This is a genomic window from Geobacillus sp. JS12 (assembly GCF_001592395.1).
In the GTDB taxonomy this organism is placed as follows: Bacteria; Bacillota; Bacilli; order Bacillales; family Anoxybacillaceae; genus Geobacillus; species Geobacillus zalihae.
The window spans coordinates 926,599-946,968 of the sequence record NZ_CP014749.1 but is presented as its reverse complement, the minus strand read 5'-3'; the positions used below and the strand labels follow the sequence as shown (position 1 = coordinate 946,968).

The window sequence follows — 20,370 nt, the reverse complement described above, 5'->3', positions numbered from 1 at the left end:
ACCTCTTTCGTCCATCGCGGCTAAAGCTTAATGCAAATGTTCGTCAATTCTGTATAAAACTCAAAGCTATGCATGCCGCCTTCGCGCCCGATGCCGCTTTGTTTCATACCGCCAAACGGTGTGCGCAAATCACGTAAAAACCACGTATTGACCCAAACGATTCCGGCTTCAATGCGCGCCGCCACCCGGTGCGCCCGACGCAAATCGTTCGTCCAAATCGTCGCGCTCAATCCGTAGTGGGTGTCGTTCGCTTGGGCGATCACTTCCTCTTCTTCGTCAAACGGCATGACCGTCACGACCGGTCCGAACACTTCTTCGCGGACGATGCGGCAATTTCGGTTGACACCGACAATAATCGTCGGTTCAAGATAATATCCTTGATCCAAGCCGTCCGGCCGCTTTCCACCGGTTAAAATACGACCGCCTTCCTCCTTCGCCAGCTCGATGTAGCTCATCACCCGTTCGTAATGCTCTTCGCTGATGAGCGCGCCGACATTTGTTCTCGGATCAAACGGATCGCCGACAACGAGTTCTTTCGTTTTGGCCACAAACTTTTGCAAAAATTGTTCATAAAGCGGCCGCTCTACATAAATTCTTGACCCGCACAGACACACTTCCCCTTGGTTCATAAAACTCGATTTCAACGTCGTCTCGATCGCTTCGTCCAAATCCGCATCGGCGAAAATGATGTTCGGATTTTTCCCTCCCAACTCGTAAGACAGCTTTTTCAATGATTTCGCCGCCGCCGCCATAATGACTTTTCCAGTTGTTGTCTCTCCAGTGAACGTAATGGCGTCAACATCCGGGTGCTCAGTCAACGCCGCCCCTGCCGAATCCGGACCAAAGCCATGAACAACATTCACAACGCCATCCGGCACCCCGGCTTCTTTGCAAATTTCGGCCAATACAGTTGCGGTGAGCGGCGTCCATTCCGCCGGCTTGATGACGGCCGTGTTCCCGGCTGCCAAACACGGGGCGAGCTTCCACGTCAACAACAGCAACGGCAAATTCCACGGATTGATCAGTCCGACGACCCCGACCGGTCGGCGGATCGAATAGTTGATGGCCACCTCATCGGTCTGATACGCTTCCGTGCCGACCGATCGCAAGTAGTCGGCGAAAAAGTGGAAGTTATACGCTGCCCGCGGAATATCCAACGTGAGGGAGAGAGAGTATGGCTTCCCCGTATCGAGCGACTCGAGGCGAGCCAGTTCCTCTTTGCGCTCTAAAATGAGATCGCCGATACGGCGCAAAACTGCGATCCGCTCCCCAGTCGTCATTCTCTTCCACGGTCCGCTAAGCGCCCTTTTTGCAGCGGCCACCGCCAAATCAATCTCTTCTTTCCCCCTTCACAGACGGTGCCGATCACTTCCCCCGTAGCGGGATTAATGTTTTGAAACATCTTGCCGCTTTGTGAAGGCAAAAACCGCCCGTTGATGAAATGTTGGCAGTCAAATGCCTTCACTTTCTCGCTGGCTACCACTTCTGTTTTCATTCATCGTTTCCTCCTTCATCAAGTCTGCAGAAATCGAAAAATTAGAAATCTTTTATCCCATCATAACAACCTATTGTCCCGTATACAACATTGATGTTCTTATATATGAAACTATCAAAAAATTTTTTTATTTTTTCTCCGTAAATATCTGAAAATACCTTCTTAATATGTTATGATATAAGAAATATTGTTCTTTTATATGAAACTATCAAAAAGGGGATAGACTCAATGAAGCACACTGCCGAAGACTATTTGCTTTCATCCGTCAAAAATGCTCTTCGCATTTTGCGCAGCTTCTCACTGGATGAACCGGAAAAAAAAGTGACGGAATTAGCCTCTTCCCTTGGATTGTCAAAAAGCACGGTCAGCCGTCTTCTTCACACATTGGCCAGCGAAGGGTTCGTGACAAAAGATCCGGAAACGCAAAAATATCGGCTGGGCTTGACTATTTTGCAATTGAACACGGTGTTGACATCTCATTTAGAAATCAACCGGGAAGCGCAACCGATACTGGAACAGCTGGTTGACGACTTGCAGGAAACGGCGCACCTTGCCATGCTTGACGACCAGAGCGTGATCTACATCCACCGGGTCGAAAGCCGTCAGCCTGTCCAAGCTCTTTCACACGTCGGCCGACGAAATCCGCTTCATTGCACAAGCTCAGGAAAAGTGCTGCTCGCCCACCAAAAAGAGGAGGACATTGAGGCCTACATCCAGCATGGATTGACCCAATTCACGTTGAACACGATGACAGATCCTCGCATATTGCGCGAGGCATTGCATGCCATTCGCCGGCAAGGCTATGCCATCAGCATCGAGGAACTCCGCGAAGGGGTCGCTTCCATCGCGGCGCCGATCCGCGACTACACTGGAAAAGTCGCCTACGCTCTCAGCGTAATCGGACCAGTTCACCGTTTTCATCCATACGATCCTACAGTCATCGCCAAAGTAAAACGCGCAGCAAGTGAGATTTCGGAAAAAATCGGCTACTGGCCGCCGCCCTCGTCAACGAGGCAGTCGACATAATGGTCTAGAGAGCCGATGATTTAACAGAGAACCATCAAATACTTTCTCTATTTCTCTAATAACTGAAAAACAGTGCAGAAAAAGCCTTTGGTTGTATTCACGAACCGATGATTTTCAAGAAATCATTGTTTTTCGCCAGCCTTTCTAGAGAGGAGAAAAAGCAATGGAAAAATGTTTTGATATCCATACGCATTTCATTCCCCCGAAGTGATGCGGTGGCTGAAAGAGGAACAAACCCATATCTCTGTTCATTGGGATGACAAGGAAAAGATGTTGACCATCAACCGTCAGTGGGGGTTTCGCCTAAAGGAGGAATTCATCGATCTTCATGCTTATCTCGAGGCGCAACGGCGGTCGGGTGTTTCCCATTCGCTCCTCTCTCCCATTCCGCAGCTGTTTTTATATGACGCGGAAGCCGCCGTCACCAACGAACTGGCGCGCCTTTACAACGATGCGCTATGCCGATTGGCCGCAACCCATTCTGATCGCTTATCGGCCTTGGCGACCGTGCCGCTCAATGACCCAGAACAGGCAGCTTTAGAATTACGGCGAGCGATGAAAAACGGGTTAAAAGGGGCGATCATCGGACCATCTGTCGAACAGAAGCTTCTCACCGATGATTCGTTTATTCCATTTTGGGAAGAAGCCAATGCACTAGGCGCTATTCTGTTCATTCATCCGCTTCTTTGCGACGACCCACGCCTAAAAAGACGGCGAATGGCAAATTTGATTGGCGTCCCTTGGGAAACGACCATTTGCGCTACTGACTTGCTGCTTGGCGGCTGGCTCGATCGCTACCCGCACGTCCGCATTTTATTGGCCCATGGCGGCGGCTTTCTTCCTTATCAAATTGGACGGTTACAAAAAGGGTATGACGTATGGCAACCGGTGGCTTCTTTACTGCAAGCCCCACCAACCGACTATTTGCGCCGCTTTTGGTTTGACACCGTTGTTTGGGATCATCGCGTGCTGCAGCTATTGATCGACCTCGTCGGCCAAGATCGGGTGCTTCCAGGCTCGGATTTTCCGTTCGACTTATCACAATGGCCGCCTGTACAGCCAAGCCTTGAATCCATCCAAGCTTTCTTAAGCTTGTCATAGTAAAAAAACAAAAGGGGGCAGATGTTCGTCTCGCCCCTTTTGTGCTGCGGCTATGCGTCGTCTAAAGCCTAAAATAGATATAATTGTTCATCACCCATGCCTAACGGGCAATGCCCATATTCAAATACGCGCAGAAGCGCCCGAAACGGATTTGATCCCCATCCGTCAAGGTCGGCAACAGATTCCCAGGCGCAAGCCATTCCACCGATATACATGACCGAGCAGACAGCCGTCTTTACCACTGATGAGCCGTATTGATGGAAAGCACGATACGCCGCATCAAAACAATGATGAAATAAACGGGCTGGAACTTCGTCGACCAGCCTGGTCAAACATCCTTCTCTCCCTGCAACAGCCGTCGCTTGCTTCATGTGCTCCGGGATGGGAAACAAAGAGCGCCATAACGGGCTTTTCGCCAAGTTCATCTTTGCTAAAGAAGGGACAATCGTTCCTTCTTCTAGCCAATGGATATGATAATGATACTGCTTCAAATCAAAACTAGCCATCCATTCACGAATCGCTTCTTCTGCCTCTTTCCGATAATGTGGAGTGCCTGCATTAACAAACCAATCTATGTTTAACAGTCCAGAAAGGACAGAAATCACTTGCTCAGTCCGCGGGCCATATTTCTCTTTTTCCATCTGCCACAACGTAGTCATGATTCTCCTCCTAGTTGTTTTAGAACTATGTCTGAGACTCTACTGAACGAGAAGACAACTGTTCAACCAACACTTGTTTCACATTAGTAGGAATCGGAACAGCTTTTGGCCTCCCATCAGCAAATGATGCCTATGCTCTCATCTCATACCCAACAGCAACCACTGTTTCATGTTCATAAAACTCGTGGACAATTTGAAATACCTTCTCCCGCACTTCCGTAATCGATGAATCAATACGGACTTCTTCACCAAACACTAACGGGAAGCGAAACTGGCATTTGGCCTCCAAAATCGGCAATCCTATCTTCTGTTCAAATAGTTATTGTTGTTGGATAGCCAAGTTCAGCAAAAAAATGATGCGTCGCTTCGTCCATCCATTTATAAAAATTCGGGTAAAAAACAATGCCAGCCGCATCCGTATCTCCCCAATGGACTCGGAAAGAATACTCCATCGCAATTCCTCCTCGTCAATATTTCGTTGACAGCTGCGGCGGCCCCGATTTCGGCCCGTACGGCCCTTCATCAAGCCATTTGCCAAGACGCGGCAAAATCGGCGCCAATGAAGCCGCTACTTCCCGCTTCATATTGATCGCTGGATCCGTTCCTTGAATGTGCTCCAACGCCATCCCCGCACAATCGCGGTTGTATCGCGCCGCGATCAGGCGCTCATTCGCAGCGGCCGCAATGGCTGCTTTTGCTTCTTCGCGCGTGTTGGCCTGCAACGCCGTCTGAATCGCCTTGGCCGCCATAATCGCATCCGGCACGCCGGAGTTCATGCCGCGGGCCCCGAACGGAGCAAACAGGTGGGCCGCTTCGCCAGCCAACAGCACACGGTGATGGCGGTCAGTGAGCGACTTCGCAACCACCTGGAAAAAGCGGTACGTCGACACCCACGTAATGCGGTCGGCATATTTTTCCGGCATCACTTTCGGCAGCCATTGCTTCACGCCGTCCACACTGCCGAACTGCTCCGGATCATCGCCGTCAAGCAATTGCAAATCAATGCGCCACCCGCCGGCAAACGGTACAAAGAGAACGTTGCGTCCACCCACAGACGGATGCTGGTAATGAAACACCCGCTCAAGCGGCAGCGGATCGGCTTCATCTTCTTTGACATCCACGACGACAAAGTAGTCTTTCGTCCGCGGCCCTTCCATTTCGATGCCGACCGACTGGCGGACAGTCGAACGAGCCCCGTCAGCCGCAATGAGATAATCGCACGACCATTGTTCGCCAGATGCCGTGATGACAGTGGCTCCTTCCTCATCGGTTTTGGCATCGGCAACCGGCGTCTCCCAGACGAATTCGACCCCTGCCTCCAGGCAGGCTTGATACAAAAACTTCTCCGCCTCGACTTGCGGCAAGCTTGTAAACGGTGGAAGCGCATTCGGATCAGGAGCCGGATACCGCTTCATATACACCTCCTTGCCGCGGAACAAAGTGCGCTTGATCGGCCATACGACGCCGTGTTCAGCAAAAGTCCTGCCCAACCCAGGGAAAATATCCTCTAAATGTTGCAACGTCGCCTTATGGAAGTAGATCGCACGGCTCCCCGGCCGGAGGCGGTCTTTTGGCTCCGCCTCGATCACCGTCGCCGGCAGTCCGAAATGACGCAATGCCAAGGCCGCAGTTAATCCGATCGGTCCTGCCCCGACAACGAGAACAGGGCGTTTATTTGTTTTTTCTGTCATGCAAATATCTCCTTTCGTCAACTTCAATGGTTTACATCTGTTTCTTGGGCGTTTATTACAGTAGTTAGTCTACCTTCTAAACTAGGCTTTACAGCAATGACAAGCAGTAAGCTCGCTGCCATTAAAATACCATCAAGCAACAATGCACTTCCCCAGCTTCCTGAATGATCGCGCATGGCTCCCGAAATCACCGGCGCTAATAACGCTCCAATTTCGGAGAACAAATTCAGCATCCCAAACGCCGCACCTCTATATTTTGGCGGAGCAAAGTCAGCTGTAAGGGCATGGTTGACCGGTTGAAGCGCAAAAAAGAACACCCCGGAAGTAAATAAAATAAGAGACATGATTACCGGATTGCTGCCTCCTGACATTACATAAAAGGCAAAGATGAAAATGAAGACAGTCAGCAGCCCCGTCAACACTGCCAATACATTACGTTTTCCGTTGACTCCGTCAGCAAATCGGTCAGCTAATCTCCCCCAAGTGGAAAGCCGATGAGACCTGCAACAGCATTAAACGAAGCAATTAACGCCGCTGAAACGAGCGTGCCTCCCCCAAAATCTTGCACAATCGCCACTGACCAAAATCCATAAAACCATAGATGCCATAATACCGGAATGAACGAAAGATATAGAAACAATAGGTTGCGGCTTTTTAGGATCGGCCCGACTTCTTCACTCTTTGCTTTATAAATATACACGATATACAGCACCGCCAGCGCCGTCAAAACGAGGCCGATCGTCGCTGGCGATAATTGCATAGCATTCGTGGCATAATACAAAGTCATAATGATGATCAAGAATAAGAAAGAAGTTTGCAACAGTCGCCCCACTGGTGGACCGTACGACTCCGATTGCACTGCAAAACCGTCCGGCCTCATCCATTTGTACATCATAGCGCCGACGATAAGCGTAATGGCTCCCATAAGCAAAAACGGCGCTTTCCATGCATGCGTCCCCATCGATGGCTGAAACAGTTGAATAACATATGGAGTAGCAATTGTCGCAATCGTTAACCCAAGCGTAAGGCCGGTCAGCACAACGCCCATCCCAAGCCCGACTTTTTCCGGTGGCGTCACTTGGGTGATCAAGGAACGGTCGTTCGAATAAAAGACACCCTCCCCAAGCCCCGTAAGCACACGCAAGGCGATAAACGCCACCAAACCACCGACCAATCCAGTCAACAGCGTCGTCACACCGGCCCATATAATGCTGATGATGACGATGACACGATAGCCAAACTTGTCGCCGAAATATCCGCCGGGGAATTGCGTAAGCATATACCCGGCGAAAAACAAGCTGCCAAGCAAACCTCCAAGCGCGTGGGGATTGGACGATTCCGCCAAAAACTCAACTTTGTTTTCAATCATCCATGTAACGACAGGTCCCGTCAATGTTCGATCAATGTAGGAAACAACCCATCCCAAAAAGAGCATTAACCACACAGTATGGTACCGCTCCCATCCTCTTTCCATGAACAATCCCCCCTTACCTTTATCGCAATGCAGCCGTGCGGGAAGCCAAGGCGACGTGGACGGAATAACCCCGATCCCCTCAATCTCCATGCGGATGACATCCCCGTCATGAATCGGTCCGACGCCATCCGGCGTCCCTGTCGTAATGACATCACCCGGCTCAAGCGTCATAATGTGCGAATAAATTTCTACAAGCTCGGCAACAGAACAAATCATTTCTTTTGTATTGACTTTCTGCCGAACTTCTCCATTGACTGTCAGCACCATATTGACGTTGTTCGGGTCGTCAATCTCCTCTTTCGTTACGATCCACGGCCCCATCGGAGTGAATGTATCGAACGATTTGCGCAAACAACGTTCCTCATGATGCACATCATCCGGGCGCAACGTGACATCAATCAACCCTGTGTAACCAAATATATACTCGTAGGCATTTTCCGCCTTGACGTTTTTCGCCGTCTTTCCGATAACAAATGCGAGTTCCAACTCATGGTCAAAACGGCGGTTCGGATCGGGCAAAACAATCGTGTCACCAGGTCCGATGATAGAAGAAGGCGCTTTCAAGAAAAAACCGAGCCCCCTTGCCGTATGCTCCACTTTCATTTCCTTTTGGTGGGACACATAGTTGACGGGAGCGGCGACAATTTTCCCTGGTTTTTTCACTGGCTGGCGCAACCGAACATCTGCTAGTGCATAAGCCGGGCATTCGTGCAAATGGTTTTCGATTTCTGGACGATAGACATCAAACTCAGCAATCAGCTGCGTCATCGGACAGAAACTGACACCTTGATGAAGATGCCCGAACAATCGGCTCCCAATCTCATAAATGACATCATCGACAATAACTCCGAGCTGAAAGTCATCAAACAGTGCTAGTTTCATATCATTTATCCACTCCTTTTCTCTACTTGACTTCCATCTGGGCATATTGCTTCCGCAACATTCCTTTGCTTACTTTTCCCGATGCTGTCGTCGGCAATTCGCTGATGATTTTTAAATATTCCGGTAATTTATATTTTGCCATTCCCGCCTTAAGCAAATATTGCTGCATGTCCTCAAGTGAAAACGTTGTTCCTTCTTTCAAGGACACGATCGCACAGCCGCGCTCTCCGAGCCGTTCGTCTGGAACTGCGATCACTGCCGCTTGACGAATATGCGGATGTGAAAGCAAAACTTCTTCAATTTCTGCGGCGTGCACTTTCAGTCCACCACGGTTGATAATGTCCTTTTTTCGACTGACATAATGAACGTATCCTTTTTCGTCTTTCCATCCTAAGTCTCCAGTGAGGAAAAAACCTTCTTTCGTCATGAATTGCTGAGTTGCGGCTTCATTTTTATAATATCCTTTAAACAGCGAACGACCGCGAAAACCAATCTCCCCTACTTGCCCGTTTGGCAATGGCCTGTGGTTCTCGTCAAAAATGCCGATTTCCCCCGTCGGGCACGCCCGGCCGACCGTATCAGAAGCGAGATGTGGCGCATCATTCGGTCGCGTAAACGATCCCGCTCCAATTTCCGTCATCCCCCATTGGGCAACGATGCTGCAACGGAAACGCTGACGGAACGATTCGACCATCCAAGCCGGAATTTTTGTCCCCCTGTTAAGACTAGACGTAGTTTTGATGGATATACCTTTGTCTCATCCGTTCCTTTTAATATATCAATCAAATGGGCAGGTGCAGCTACACAAAAGGTGACTCCATGCTGGCTGAAAGCATCTAAAACACGCTCAACCGAAAATTGCGATAACATCACTTGAGTAGCTCCGCTATAAAGGCCCATTAAAATCATCGGCAAAGAAAACATATGACTCATCGGCGTCAAACAAAGCATGACGTCATCGCTCGTCAATCCATATTCCTGCCCATTGTGCAAATGGGCAGGAATAAATGTCTCATACGTATGGATGACGGCTTTCGGGTCAGACTCCGTTCCCGATGTAAACAACATCATCATTGGATCGTCCGGGGAAACCTCGCCGTGATCCGCCGAAAGTCCGTTTCCTGTCAGCATCGCATCGAAGCTATAATGATCGGGCTGCTTTCTTCCCCCAACGATGATGATGTGTTGCAACGTCGGAATCATCTGACGGAGTGATTCCATCATTTCTGCATGATCGAATCCTTTCCATTGATCAATGGAAATGACTGCTTTTACATGGGCAAACGAAAACATAAAGGACAGCTCTTTTTGCCGATACACTAAGTTCACAGGCACCATGACGGCTCCCAAGCGCGCCAAAGCTAAATGGACCACCACAAACTCCCAGCTGTTCGGTAGCTGTACTGCCACGGCGTCGCCTTTCTGCACGCCCAAATCTCTCAACCGCTCAGCCAGCTGCAAAGATCGTTCGTTCACTTCCACAAAAGACAGTGCATGTTCCTCATCAATCATGGCGGTCTTATCCCCATAACGCGCCACTGCATGCTCAACAATGTCCTGCACCATATTCGGCATTTGGACCTTCACCTATACAACCCCCTCTTTTTGATTGGCTTACACAGACGCCAAATCAAATCATCTGGATCATTTAAAATCGCCAGGCGCACCTTGGAAAAACGGTATATATGTTAAACTCGAGAGAGAGGCTCGAATACATCAATGATAGATTGATAGCCGCCGTTTTTGTCATACGCTTCTTCTCTCTCCAAATCAAGGCGCTCCATGATCGGCAAATCATTAATGGAGAATAAATGGGCGTCTCCCGCTCCTGTATTGACATGCTCGTGCCAACTCCAAGGCGGCAAAATGAAGAAATCGCCTTTCGCCCATTCAAATTTGACTCCGTTGATTATCGTGTATCCTTCACCGTCAAGAACGTGATACACGGCGCTGTGAACATGGCGGTGCGCCTTTGTGTGCATGCCAGGGGTTAATTTTTGCATCGTCGTTCCAATGCGCAAATCCGCTGATCCCCCAGTCAACGGGTTAATGTAATCAACCGCATAGCCGTCATACGGATCAGGATCAAGCTTGGACAAGTTCTCAAGCACTTGTTTCGTTGTTTTCCATTTATAGGCGATCAACGGAGAAGGATAGCCTTTTCGCTTCCGGTCGGAAACCGGACGTAACACCCCCGTTGCATATTTAAACGTTGAACCGTTGTGAGGACCAGAAACAGGAAATACATCTTCAGAATACGGCTCAAAGAACGAACCAGCAAAGTTTCTTACCAGCCCAACATCGAGGCCATCCATCCAAATAACCGGTTCCGTCCCTTCATGGCCGTGATCGTGCCACGTCCATGCCGGTGTCAAAATCAAATCTCCGCGCTCCATATATGTTCGTTCGCCATCGACGGCCGTATAGGCCCCTTCTCCTTCAATAATGAATCGGATCGCCGATTGACTATGGCGATGCGCAGGCGCCACTTCGCCTGGCAACAACAGCTGCACTCCGACGTACAGTGTGTTGGTCGAGTAACCAATTAGACCTTGTTTCAATAGCGATGGATTTTGCAAATAAATGACTCGACGCTCGCTCTCTCTCCCTAAGCGAAGCAACTCTCCAGCCTCGAGCAAATACTTACGGATCGTCTCCCACTTCCACAAATACGGCATAACCTCGTGATCAGGCTCAGGCGTCACCATTTTGCCAAGCTTCTCCCACAACGGCCCTAAATACACTTTCTCCAATTCTTCATTAAGACGGTCAAACGCTTTCATTTTTGTGTCCTCCATTATCCTCTCTCCCCTCAATTCGTATAGTGAATTAATAATTCATTTTTGCAATTTAAATAATACAACAAAACCAGATATTTGTCAAACTATTTAAAATATAAAAATAAATAACACTTCATCTTCTCTCTAACCTGGGCATCGGCTATCTCTTTATGTTACAATGAGTGTTGAAAACGAAATCGCTACAGAGGAGCACAATCATGAGAAAGGTAAATGTGGAGACGATTCGTTCAGTGGAACGCGCGGTTCAAATCTTGAACTGTTTTAGTTTTGAACGCCCTGACCTCTCTATTGAAGAGATTGTTACGAAAACAAAACTAGCGAAAGCCACTGTTTACCGCCTGTTATGGACGCTCGAAACGCAAGGACTGATCCATTACGATCAAAAGGAAAACGTATACCGCCTCGGTTATAAAATGCTCGAATACGGTGGAATCGTTCTCGAAAACCTGGATATGCGACGCGAGGCGGAACCGTTTTTGCATGACTTGCAGTCCCAAACAGGCTATACAGTCTTATTTGCTGTGCGCCAACAAGACAGCTTGCAATACGTCATCCGCCTTGACAGCGACGAAGGCTTTCAGCCACGCTCATATATCGGGCGCCGGCGCGTCCTGCATTACGGGGCGCTTGGAACAACCATCATGGCATACTTGCCCGATGAAGAGGCAAAGGCGATTCTCGAAAAATATCCATTGGAGGCCCATACGCCGAACACGATCGTGGACAAGCATCAATTTCTTGAACGTTTGCGTCTCATTCGCAAAGACGGATTTTTTGTCGATAAAGACGAAACATTTATCGGTTTTACGGCGGTCGCCGCGCCCGTTTTTGATCGAACTGGCATCATCGGCGCCATCGGGCTGGCCGGCGCCACATTTAAAATGGTGGAAACACTGCCTGAGCTGATCCGCCAAACAGTCAGCACAGCCCAACATATATCGAAACGACTCGGGCATCTTTCCTATTCCCCTTCCTAATTAGGAAGCTGTTTCTCGTCCCCGAAATTAATGCAACAATAAAATACGGCGGTTTTTCCTGTTGCATATGGAAAAACCGCCGTTGCGATCATTTGCTCCTCGACTTCCCTTGTAAAAGCACTGTCCAGTTCTTTTTGTGTTTATCTCTTAACCCATTACAGTCTTTCCCAGATCGCCGCAATGCCTTGGCCGCCGCCGATGCATAGTGAAGAAACACCGTATTTCTTTCCTCTTCTTTTCAACTCATAAACGAGTGTCAACGTGATGCGCGTTCCTGAAGCTGCCAATGGATGGCCAAGCGCGACCGCCCCACCGTTGACGTTGCCTTTGTCATCATCAAATCCCAGTTCCTTCTGGCAAGCCAAATATTGGGCTGAAAATGCTTCGTTGATTTCAATCAAGTCGAGGTCATCAATTGATAAATTCGCTTTGTCGAGTGCCTGGCGAATCGCTGGAACAGGGCCAATCCCCATATACTGCGGTTCAACTCCGACGATGCCCCACGAAACGAGACGGGCGAGCGGTTTCAATCCGCGCTTGGCAGCATAGTCCCCCGAGGCGACAATAACCGCGGCCGCACCGTCGTTCATCCCACTGGCATTGCCTGGTGTCACGACTCCGTTTTCGAGAAAGCGCGGTTGAAGCGCCCTTAACTGCTCCAAACTGGTCTTCCGCGGATGCTCATCGGTGTCAACGATCATTTCTCCTTTTTTTCCTTGCACGGTGACGGAGACAATTTCTTGGCGGAAATACCCATTGGCCATTGCCGTAAGCGCCCGTTCATGGCTGCGGAGGGCATGTTGGTCAGCCTCTTCGCGCGTAATGTCATATTTTTTCGCTAAATTTTCTGCTGTTATAGCCATGCTACAGCCGCCAACTGTGTCATACAGACCATCCCACACCCAGTCCTCCACCGTTGGGCTGCCTAATGGTGCTCCCCAGCGCATGCCTCGGATGACGTGCGGCACTTGGCTCATGTTTTCAGTGCCTCCCGCCAACACCACTTCCGATTCTCCGGTTAAAATAAAGCGCGCCGCCATGATAATTGTCTCGAGTCCCGTTCCGCACAACCGGTTCACCGTCACAGCCGGCACGTCGATGGGCACCCCGGCCTTCAAGCCGACGTGGCGAGCAAGCAAGTGAGCATCCCGGCTTGACTGCTGGACATTGCCAAATACAACATGGTCGATTTCTTCTGGCTCGATTCCTGCTTTTTTCATCGCTTCCCGCGCCGCAATAGCTCCTAAATCGGTCGCGGAGATTTCACGAAACGAACCGCAAAATTTAGCAAATGGCGTTCGTGCTCCTTCAATCAACACAATATCCGTAGACATATTCTCCCTCCCAAATATTCAATATTCTTTTAACATTTCTTTTAATTTCCCCTTCTGAATTTTTCCGCTCGCCGTCGTCGGGAATTGATCAACAAAAACAACTTTGTTTGGAAGTTTATAGTCCGCAACCAATGGACGTAAAAACTCGATGATGTCTGCCTCGGTTATATGAACGCCTTCCTTGGGTTGAATAACAGCGCAAACTGATTCGCCTAATACTGGGTCAGGCAAGCCGACTACTGCCGAGGCGAAAACGACTGGGTGCTGCTGCAAAATCGTTTCGATCTCTTTCGGATAAATGTTGTACCCTCCACGGATGATAAGCTCCTTTTTCCGTCCGATAAATCGAATATATCCGTATTCATCCATCATCCCAAGGTCGCCAGTATAATACCAACCGTCCTCATCAAGCACCTCGGCGGTCTGTTCCGGCATGTTGTAGTATCCTTTCATGACACCAAACCCTCGGCAGGCGATTTCCCCAATTTCCCCTGGTGGAAGCGTCTCTCTCCGTTCATTGACAATCTTCACTTCATTTCCTTCCAACGCTTTGCCGACCGTTTCAAATATTCGATCTTCTTCTGCCTCAAACGGGGTGATCGTAACAGAGCCAGTCTCCGTTGTCCCGAACGATATGCATAACGTCATTCCCATTTTCTCACGTATCGCTTTTACCGTCTCCAACGGACAAACATCCGCTCCCGTCATTCCTGCGCGCAATGACGACAAATCGAATGACTCACTATTCAATACGTTTAACTCCATATGAAGCATTGCCGGCACAGCATGATGAATCGTTACTTTTTCTTTTTCGATAAGCCGCAGCGCCTCTCTTGGGCTGTACCTTTCCTGCAGCACCATTTTTGCCTGGCTGTATACAGCGGACATCAAGTTGCACGCCATGCCGAACACATGGAAAATCGGCGTACAAATAAGAAACACATCATCTTGGTTGCACCTCAAGCTGTCGGCAATCGCCACACCTGATTGGACGATGCCGCGATGAGTAATCATCACTCCTTTTGGCGCTCCAGTCGTACCAGACGTGTATAAAAGACAAAACAGGTCATGTTGCGGATCAATCGTCACCATGGGAAACGATTGATCAGTTGCATAGGCCATAAGCTGTTCCAAAGAAAGGAAGCCTGATTTGACAAACCGAACCGTAATAATTTGATCAACACTGGTTCCAATGAAACTCAATCCGATATGCTTTTCGATTTCCTCACATACAAAAACAGCTTTCATTCCAGAATTTTTTATAATATGTTCAACTTCGTGCTGTCGATATTTCGGATTAAAAGGAACAACAATCGCTCCAATTTGGGAGATGGCAAAAAATAGTTGGACCGTTTCCAACCAGTTCGGCAAACAAACGCCCACCCGATCCCCTTGCTTGATGCCGAGCGAGACTAGAGCTGATGCCAACTGGTGGACTTCCTTGTGCAAATCACCGTAGGTGATTCGGCGCCGCAGGTCATAGATGGCCTCTTTGGATGGATTGTCCACCGCAGCTCGTTCCAATAGTTGAGGAACAGACAAAACACGAACGGTTTCCATCTCTCCCCGTCCCTCCGTTTTTCAAAAGTTAACCGGCTTGATAAAACGTGATTTCCACTTCCGTTGGCTTTCGAATTCCTTCCCCAACAAACACCATTTTATTCAAAAAATCATATCGTCCGCTTTTCACTTCAAAAATAGGGGTCGTTTTAAAATAATAAGAGTCCCGCGGCACATCTTCGCCGCGGAATATTTTATCGATGATTTCTTTCGACCCGTGTCGGTATCCTTTATTGACAACATAAATAGGCACCCCATCATCCGTCTCGATCACATAATGGGCGAGCAGCTCTGCTACCCCATCTCTCCGAATCAATTGATAGTCCGCCCCTCCAGGCAACACCTTTCCCCGCATTAAAGGTCCCTCAAAACTTCCACCGAGAATGGGGATCACTCTTCGGTGCCCATATCCGACATCTCCTATTTCAATCGGTTTTCCAACCTTAATGTGAGCAGTAAATATATGTTCAAATCGGATGGTTGTTCCCTTCTTTCTATGAAATTGGCCTTCTCCGTCTCTACAAAGCAGTTTTGTTCATGAAACAGTCACTTGCCCACTCTCTGTCTTCGCTTGCTCGTTGCGATAGATTGCATACTTTTCTTGCACGAGCAACACGGCAAGGCCCCCTAATACCGCGGCGCTTGCGATAGCAGCAAAATTATATTGAGGCGGCAAGTTAAGGGACAGCAAAACCCCAACAAATGTCGGTGCAACAATGCCACCAATTCTGCCGAACGCCATCGTGCTCCCTAAAGCAGTAGACCGCATCGCTTCCGGATAATATTGAGAAACAAATGCATTGGCAATGTTTTGGACACCTACTGAGGCAGCTCCAATAATGGCAATCAGTGCAAAAGCAACGATTGTACTGCTCATAAAACCGATCAGCGATAAAGCGACCGCTCCACAGAAGAACAAAGGAACAAGCACCCTCTTAAATCCCCATTTATTCACTAACGGACCGAAAACTATAGTGCCCACGATCGCCCCGATTTGCATTACAGCGGTGAATGCAAGGCTGGAACTCAAATCATACCCTGCTTTCATCATCAACCGGGGAAGCCATGTGTTCATTGAGTAAATGAGAACAAATGCGCTGAAGCAAGATAACCAAAACATCACGGTGCTAAACGCCCGATTCTCCGTGAATAATTTCACGATAGGCAAAGAGACTTGAGTCTTTCTTTCAGGCTTGACTAGTTCAACCACACCATCATGACTAATATGAGGATCAATCAAAGCAAGAATTTTTCGTGCTTCCCCTTCCCTTCCCTTTTCTAGAAGAAAACCAACCGACTCGGGAACACCTTTCATTAAAAACGGAAGGAATAATACCGGAACACCCCCGATCCAATAGATGGACTCCCACCCAACCGTCGGCAAAAGCGCCCGGCTCGTCAACGCAGCGGCAATAGCACCAACTGAATAACCGCAAAAAATCGAGGCAACAACGGCTGTGCGAACTCGTTTTGGAAACATTTCTGTCGCTAGCGCAATGACATTGGGCATAACGCCGCCAAGACCAAGCCCAGCAATAACCCGAGAGATGGTAAATAAAATTGGATTTGGAGCGAAACCGGCAAGGAAGGTAAAAAAGCCAAATAAAAATGTAGTCAACAAGATAATTTTTTTGCGTCCCATTCGATCGGCTAGCATGCCAAACAATACCGCTCCAATAGCTGTTCCAATGACTGTATAGCTACCGATGGCACCAGCTGTGACATCTGAAATCCCCCACTCTTGAATCAATAAAGGAACCGAAGCGCCATAAATGACAACATCATACCCATCAAGCGTAATCACGAGAAACAGCCAAATCATAAGCCAAATATGGAATGAACGGACCGGGCTATTGTCAATCACATCAGCCGGATGAATTTGTTTCACATGGGTTCCCTCCCTCAAATATATTTACGTTTTTGCTCTTGTCATCCACCGCTTTGGGATGCTAGTCAAGACCGGATTCGTTCCCCAAAGGCAATGAACATCTATCCGGGTCAGAACTTGCTTAATAACCCTGTTCTCCGTTACTGACCATATCTACTTTCCACTAAACACCGGCTTCCGCTTTTCGGCAAACGCCCGCATTCCTTCTTTCCGATCCTCGGTCGCAAACGCGTTCCCGAAGCAAGCCGTTTCCACGATCAGCCCTGACTGCAAATCCACATTGACTCCCGTGTTGACCGCTTCTTTCAACATGCGCATGGCAATGGCTGGCTTTTGCGCCAATTTTTCAGCCCATTCTTTCGCTGCTGGCAAAAGTTCGTCAGCTGGAACGACTTTATTTACCAAATGAATGGCAAGCGCCCGCTTGGCATCGATCATTTCACCGAAGTACAGCAATTCTTTCGCCACCCCCTGACCGACGATGCGCGGCAGCCGCTGCGTCCCGCCTCCTCCCGGGATAATGCCGAGATTGATCTCCGGGAACGCAAACTTCGCATTCTCGGAACAAATGCGCAAATCGCACGCGAGCGCCAATTCGCAGCCTCCGCCGAGCGCCAATCCGTTCACGGCCGCGATCACCGGTTTGGATGCGTTTTCAATTTTAGAAAACGTCGTCCGCGAAATTTTGTTCATTTCCATCATGCTAGCCAAATCGAGATTCATCATTTCATGAATATCCGCTCCAGCGACAAACGCTTTTTCCCCTGTTCCCGTAATGATGATCGCCCCTACTTGTTGGTTGGCTTCGAGCTCATCGATCAAGGCAGATAGCTCCTGAAACACTTTTGTATTCAACGGATTGAGCGGAGGGCGGTGGATGGATACAATCGCCACTCGGTTTTCAATTTCACATTGCAAAAATTCGTAATTCACGACTCATTCCTCCTCCTAGAATTTTTAGCGATGTAGTTGTGGTGTATAGCGAGCATCGCCGTTTCCCCTTATGGAGCATCATCGTAATCATAAAACCCAGCTCCTGTTTTTCGGCCGAGCCTTCCTGCCCGGACAAGTTGTCTCAACAACAAAGGAGCAGCAAATCGGTCATCCTTAAACTCTTGATAAAAATAATCCATGACATGAAGGCCGATATCGACTCCGGCAAAATCTTGCAACGTAAACGGTCCCATCGGGTAGTTCAAGCCGAGCGTCACTGCTTTATCGATATCTTCCATCGAAGCCACTCCCTCCTCAACAAGGCGGATCGCTTCGATGAACTGAGGGATCATAATGCGGTTGACGATGAATCCCGGGGAATCTTTCTTCACCTCAACCGGTTCTTTGTTCAGCTTTCGGGCAAGCTCTTTCGCCTGTTCGACCGTTTCATCGCTTGTTTTGTATCCGCGTACGACTTCAACGAGTTTCATCAGCTGCGGGGGATTGAAAAAATGCATGCCGACGACTTGGCTTGGACGGTTGGTGGCAGAAGCGATTTCTGTGATGGACATCGATGACGTGTTCGTCGCTAAAATAGCGTGTTCCGGTGCAATGTTGTCCAACCGGGAGAAAATCTCTTTTTTTACATCCATATTTTCGATGACCGCTTCAATGACAACATCCACCTGCTTCATGTCATGCAAATCGGTCGACGCCTTCACCTTTTCGAGCGCTTCATGTTTTTGCTCGGCGGTCATTTTCCCTTTGGCGATGCTTTTGTCCATAAACGCTTCCATTCGCGAGCGCGCTTTTTGCAACATGTGCTCATCAATATCGACTAGTATCACGTCAAATCCCGATAAAGCGGCCAAGTTGGCAATGCCGCTTCCCATCGTGCCTGCTCCTACGACTCCGATCGTTGATAGCATTCAACAAGTCCTCCTTTATTTATTTTTTTGAATTTTCTATACTATCTTTGCTATTGATTATAAAGAAGGTGAAAATAAAAAAATACCTGCATCATGCAGGAAAACATGCTTATCTTTTCAGCATTTTGGCGGAAGGTAGACCGTATAAGTCGTATAATTTCAACGCCATCATCAAGTTGAACCGCTGCTCTGCACCCTGCAAAGAAAAACCGAGCATTTCTTCAATCTTTTCCAAACGATATTGAAGGGTGCTGCGGTGAATGTACAGCCTTTCAGCAGTTTCCGTTAAATGGCCGTTGCAATCAAGGAATACGCGCACCGTTTGCAGCCAGTCGGCATTCCGCCCCACGGAATGCCGGAGCAACGGACCAAGGTATTTGTCGACAAAAAGCTTCGCGGCCTCTAATTCTTTTAAATGGTGCAATACCGTATACGCCCCGAGTTCATCAAAAAACGCCACGCTTTTTCCGGGAAAATTGCGGATCATCACTTGCAGCGCCTGCATCGCCTGCCGGTAGGAAACATAATAATCTCCAATCGACGAGGCCTTTCCACCGATCCCTAAAAAGACACGGTACGACGTCTTCTCTTCGTTGATCCATCGGCTTATCCGCTGATGCCATTCGCTCCAATATTTCTCCGGCTTCTTTCTTTCTCTTGCCGCTGGGGCGATCAAAATATATTGGTCTTCAACAGCTCCGTACAACAAGCTGGAGTCCTCGGCGGCAATTCGCACTTTCAGCCGGTTCCAGAGCACCGTCTTCTCCGCATTTTGTTTGACTAAATCAACCGTCCCGTTCGATTCATCCATCTGCAAGTGCAACACAGCAAGCCGATGCTCTTCGAAAATGTTCCATTGAAATACATTGGCGTACTGGATGATGCTCTCTTCATCTTCGATTTCCGCGGCCAACAACTTATGCAAAAAACTGTCTTTCAGCTGCTCTTTTGTCTCAAACACGAGCTTTTGTTTCATAAATTGGATCGAAAAAATATTGCGGGCCAACTCGACGCCAAGAAGAAAAAAATCATCCATTTCGTTTGGAGATGCCTCAATGGCCAAATAGCCGACCGCATCTCCGCCGTTATGAATCGGCCAAACCGCAATCGATAAATCTGATAATCCTTCGAGCTGGATATGCCCGCCCATACGGCTTTGCCCTAGCACTTGATTAAATGCCTGCTTCGCAATTTGTTGCAGCTGTTGCCCGCTCAGCCCACTTCGTTCATGTGCAATTGGCCTCATAAAACGGTCAAACACGATGACCGCTTTATCAAACATGTGGCTTACTGTTTTTGTAATACCGTGAAAATCTTCATGTCGAATCGTTTCTTTCATCAATTTTTGTTGGTATTGAAGCAGGAAACGCAAGCGGTTGGTATGATCCCGCTCCTGTTGGTACAGCCGGACATTTTCCAGCATCACGGCCACGTAGTTCGCCAGCATGTCCAAGACCTCGGCATCTTCTTTTGTAAATGTCCCTTCGTTTTTCCGTTCGACGTGCAAGACGCCGATCGTTTTGAAGTTGACAACAAGCGGCACCGTTAACTCATCCCCTCCTGGTCTCTCCAAGAAGGGGAAATAATCGCTGACCCGATAGTTATTTTTCATCATCACTT

Annotated in this window: 15 protein-coding genes and 4 pseudogenes; 3 read left to right on the top strand and 16 right to left on the bottom strand. The window is 48.6% G+C overall.

What is annotated here, in order from left to right:
- Nucleotides 1-20 precede the first annotated feature (20 nt).
- Nucleotides 21-1,495, bottom strand: a pseudogene (locus A0V43_RS04640) (aldehyde dehydrogenase).
- A 228-nt stretch (nucleotides 1,496-1,723) separates the two neighbouring features.
- Here A0V43_RS04640 and A0V43_RS04635 point away from each other — a divergent pair.
- Together A0V43_RS04635 and A0V43_RS04630 are read left to right on the top strand one after the other, a co-directional pair.
- Entirely contained in the window at nucleotides 1,724-2,521 is a 798-nt protein-coding gene (locus A0V43_RS04635) for an IclR family transcriptional regulator (protein WP_063192490.1), read from the top strand.
- 163 nt (nucleotides 2,522-2,684) lie between these two features.
- A pseudogene (locus tag A0V43_RS04630) lies at nucleotides 2,685-3,622 on the top strand (amidohydrolase family protein).
- Nucleotides 3,623-3,690: 68 nt separating this feature from the next.
- On the opposite strand, the gene A0V43_RS04625 reads toward A0V43_RS04630, so the two are convergent.
- The 8 genes and pseudogenes from A0V43_RS04625 to A0V43_RS04595 all read right to left on the bottom strand — a co-directional run bounded on the left by A0V43_RS04625 (nucleotide 3,691) and on the right by A0V43_RS04595 (nucleotide 11,111).
- Entirely contained in the window at nucleotides 3,691-4,281 is a 591-nt protein-coding gene (locus tag A0V43_RS04625; RefSeq protein WP_013523582.1) for a hypothetical protein, read from the bottom strand.
- Between the two features lie 25 nt (nucleotides 4,282-4,306).
- Nucleotides 4,307-4,733, bottom strand: a pseudogene (locus tag A0V43_RS04620) (acyl-CoA thioesterase).
- A gap of 15 nt (nucleotides 4,734-4,748) precedes the next feature.
- A complete protein-coding gene (locus A0V43_RS04615; protein ID WP_063192489.1) occupies nucleotides 4,749-5,972 on the bottom strand; it encodes an FAD-dependent monooxygenase in 1,224 nt (407 codons plus the stop codon).
- A gap of 23 nt (nucleotides 5,973-5,995) precedes the next feature.
- Nucleotides 5,996-6,394 (bottom strand): MFS transporter, encoded by a 399-nt coding sequence (locus tag A0V43_RS20215; RefSeq protein ID WP_335339944.1) that lies wholly within the window; start codon nucleotides 6,392-6,394, stop codon nucleotides 5,996-5,998.
- A gap of 47 nt (nucleotides 6,395-6,441) precedes the next feature.
- A complete protein-coding gene (locus A0V43_RS20210) occupies nucleotides 6,442-8,328 on the bottom strand; it encodes an MFS transporter (protein WP_236930925.1) in 1,887 nt (628 codons plus the stop codon).
- A 22-nt stretch (nucleotides 8,329-8,350) separates the two neighbouring features.
- On the bottom strand, nucleotides 8,351-8,755 hold the full coding sequence (locus A0V43_RS20870) for a class I adenylate-forming enzyme family protein (RefSeq protein ID WP_335339943.1): 405 nt from the start codon (nucleotides 8,753-8,755) through the stop codon (nucleotides 8,351-8,353).
- A gap of 87 nt (nucleotides 8,756-8,842) precedes the next feature.
- Nucleotides 8,843-9,840: pseudogene (locus A0V43_RS04600) on the bottom strand (AMP-binding protein); the annotation flags it as partial.
- Between the two features lie 176 nt (nucleotides 9,841-10,016).
- The gene (locus A0V43_RS04595) at nucleotides 10,017-11,111 is read right to left on the bottom strand and encodes a cupin domain-containing protein (protein WP_063193806.1); all 1,095 of its coding nucleotides are present in this window, start codon (nucleotides 11,109-11,111) and stop codon (nucleotides 10,017-10,019) included.
- Nucleotides 11,112-11,326: 215 nt separating this feature from the next.
- On the opposite strand from A0V43_RS04595, the gene A0V43_RS04590 reads away from it, so the two are divergent.
- Nucleotides 11,327-12,106 carry an IclR family transcriptional regulator gene (locus A0V43_RS04590; protein WP_013145554.1) on the top strand — a complete coding sequence of 260 codons (780 nt, stop codon included), beginning with the start codon at nucleotides 11,327-11,329 and terminating at the stop codon, nucleotides 12,104-12,106.
- A gap of 155 nt (nucleotides 12,107-12,261) precedes the next feature.
- Here A0V43_RS04590 and A0V43_RS04585 read toward each other — a convergent pair whose 3' ends face one another.
- The 7 genes from A0V43_RS04585 to A0V43_RS04555 form a co-directional block, all read right to left on the bottom strand.
- Entirely contained in the window at nucleotides 12,262-13,440 is a 1,179-nt protein-coding gene (locus A0V43_RS04585) for an acetyl-CoA C-acetyltransferase (RefSeq protein ID WP_013145555.1), read from the bottom strand.
- Nucleotides 13,441-13,458: 18 nt separating this feature from the next.
- Nucleotides 13,459-15,000 (bottom strand): class I adenylate-forming enzyme family protein, encoded by a 1,542-nt coding sequence (locus tag A0V43_RS04580; protein ID WP_013145556.1) that lies wholly within the window; start codon nucleotides 14,998-15,000, stop codon nucleotides 13,459-13,461.
- Between the two features lie 28 nt (nucleotides 15,001-15,028).
- On the bottom strand, nucleotides 15,029-15,424 hold the full coding sequence (locus A0V43_RS04575) for a DUF3237 domain-containing protein (RefSeq protein WP_236931011.1): 396 nt from the start codon (nucleotides 15,422-15,424) through the stop codon (nucleotides 15,029-15,031).
- Between the two features lie 111 nt (nucleotides 15,425-15,535).
- A complete protein-coding gene (locus A0V43_RS04570) occupies nucleotides 15,536-16,888 on the bottom strand; it encodes an MFS transporter (RefSeq protein ID WP_013145558.1) in 1,353 nt (450 codons plus the stop codon).
- A gap of 153 nt (nucleotides 16,889-17,041) precedes the next feature.
- The gene (locus A0V43_RS04565; RefSeq protein WP_063192488.1) at nucleotides 17,042-17,821 is read right to left on the bottom strand and encodes an enoyl-CoA hydratase/isomerase family protein; all 780 of its coding nucleotides are present in this window, start codon (nucleotides 17,819-17,821) and stop codon (nucleotides 17,042-17,044) included.
- A 68-nt stretch (nucleotides 17,822-17,889) separates the two neighbouring features.
- Nucleotides 17,890-18,750 (bottom strand): 3-hydroxyacyl-CoA dehydrogenase family protein, encoded by an 861-nt coding sequence (locus tag A0V43_RS04560; RefSeq protein ID WP_063192487.1) that lies wholly within the window; start codon nucleotides 18,748-18,750, stop codon nucleotides 17,890-17,892.
- 109 nt (nucleotides 18,751-18,859) lie between these two features.
- Entirely contained in the window at nucleotides 18,860-20,362 is a 1,503-nt protein-coding gene (locus A0V43_RS04555; protein ID WP_236931010.1) for a helix-turn-helix domain-containing protein, read from the bottom strand.
- Nucleotides 20,363-20,370: the final 8 nt, after the last annotated feature.

Excerpts from the sequence above, each read along its gene's own strand:
- A0V43_RS04625 (WP_013523582.1), bottom strand. The coding sequence starts at position 4,281 with ATGACTACGTTGTGGCAGATGGAAAAAGAGAAATATGGCCCGCGGACT.
- A0V43_RS04585 (WP_013145555.1), bottom strand. The coding sequence starts at position 13,440 with ATGTCTACGGATATTGTGTTGATTGAAGGAGCACGAACGCCATTTGCT.
- A0V43_RS04580 (WP_013145556.1), bottom strand. The coding sequence starts at position 15,000 with ATGGAAACCGTTCGTGTTTTGTCTGTTCCTCAACTATTGGAACGAGCT.
- A0V43_RS20870 (WP_335339943.1), bottom strand. The coding sequence starts at position 8,755 with ATGACGAAAGAAGGTTTTTTCCTCACTGGAGACTTAGGATGGAAAGAC.
- A0V43_RS04555 (WP_236931010.1), bottom strand. The coding sequence starts at position 20,362 with ATGAAAAATAACTATCGGGTCAGCGATTATTTCCCCTTCTTGGAGAGA.
- A0V43_RS04590 (WP_013145554.1), top strand. The coding sequence starts at position 11,327 with ATGAGAAAGGTAAATGTGGAGACGATTCGTTCAGTGGAACGCGCGGTT.
- A0V43_RS04615 (WP_063192489.1), bottom strand. The coding sequence starts at position 5,972 with ATGACAGAAAAAACAAATAAACGCCCTGTTCTCGTTGTCGGGGCAGGA.
- A0V43_RS20210 (WP_236930925.1), bottom strand. The coding sequence starts at position 8,328 with ATGAAACTAGCACTGTTTGATGACTTTCAGCTCGGAGTTATTGTCGAT.
- A0V43_RS04635 (WP_063192490.1), top strand. The coding sequence starts at position 1,724 with ATGAAGCACACTGCCGAAGACTATTTGCTTTCATCCGTCAAAAATGCT.
- A0V43_RS04595 (WP_063193806.1), bottom strand. The coding sequence starts at position 11,111 with ATGAAAGCGTTTGACCGTCTTAATGAAGAATTGGAGAAAGTGTATTTA.
- A0V43_RS04560 (WP_063192487.1), bottom strand. The coding sequence starts at position 18,750 with ATGCTATCAACGATCGGAGTCGTAGGAGCAGGCACGATGGGAAGCGGC.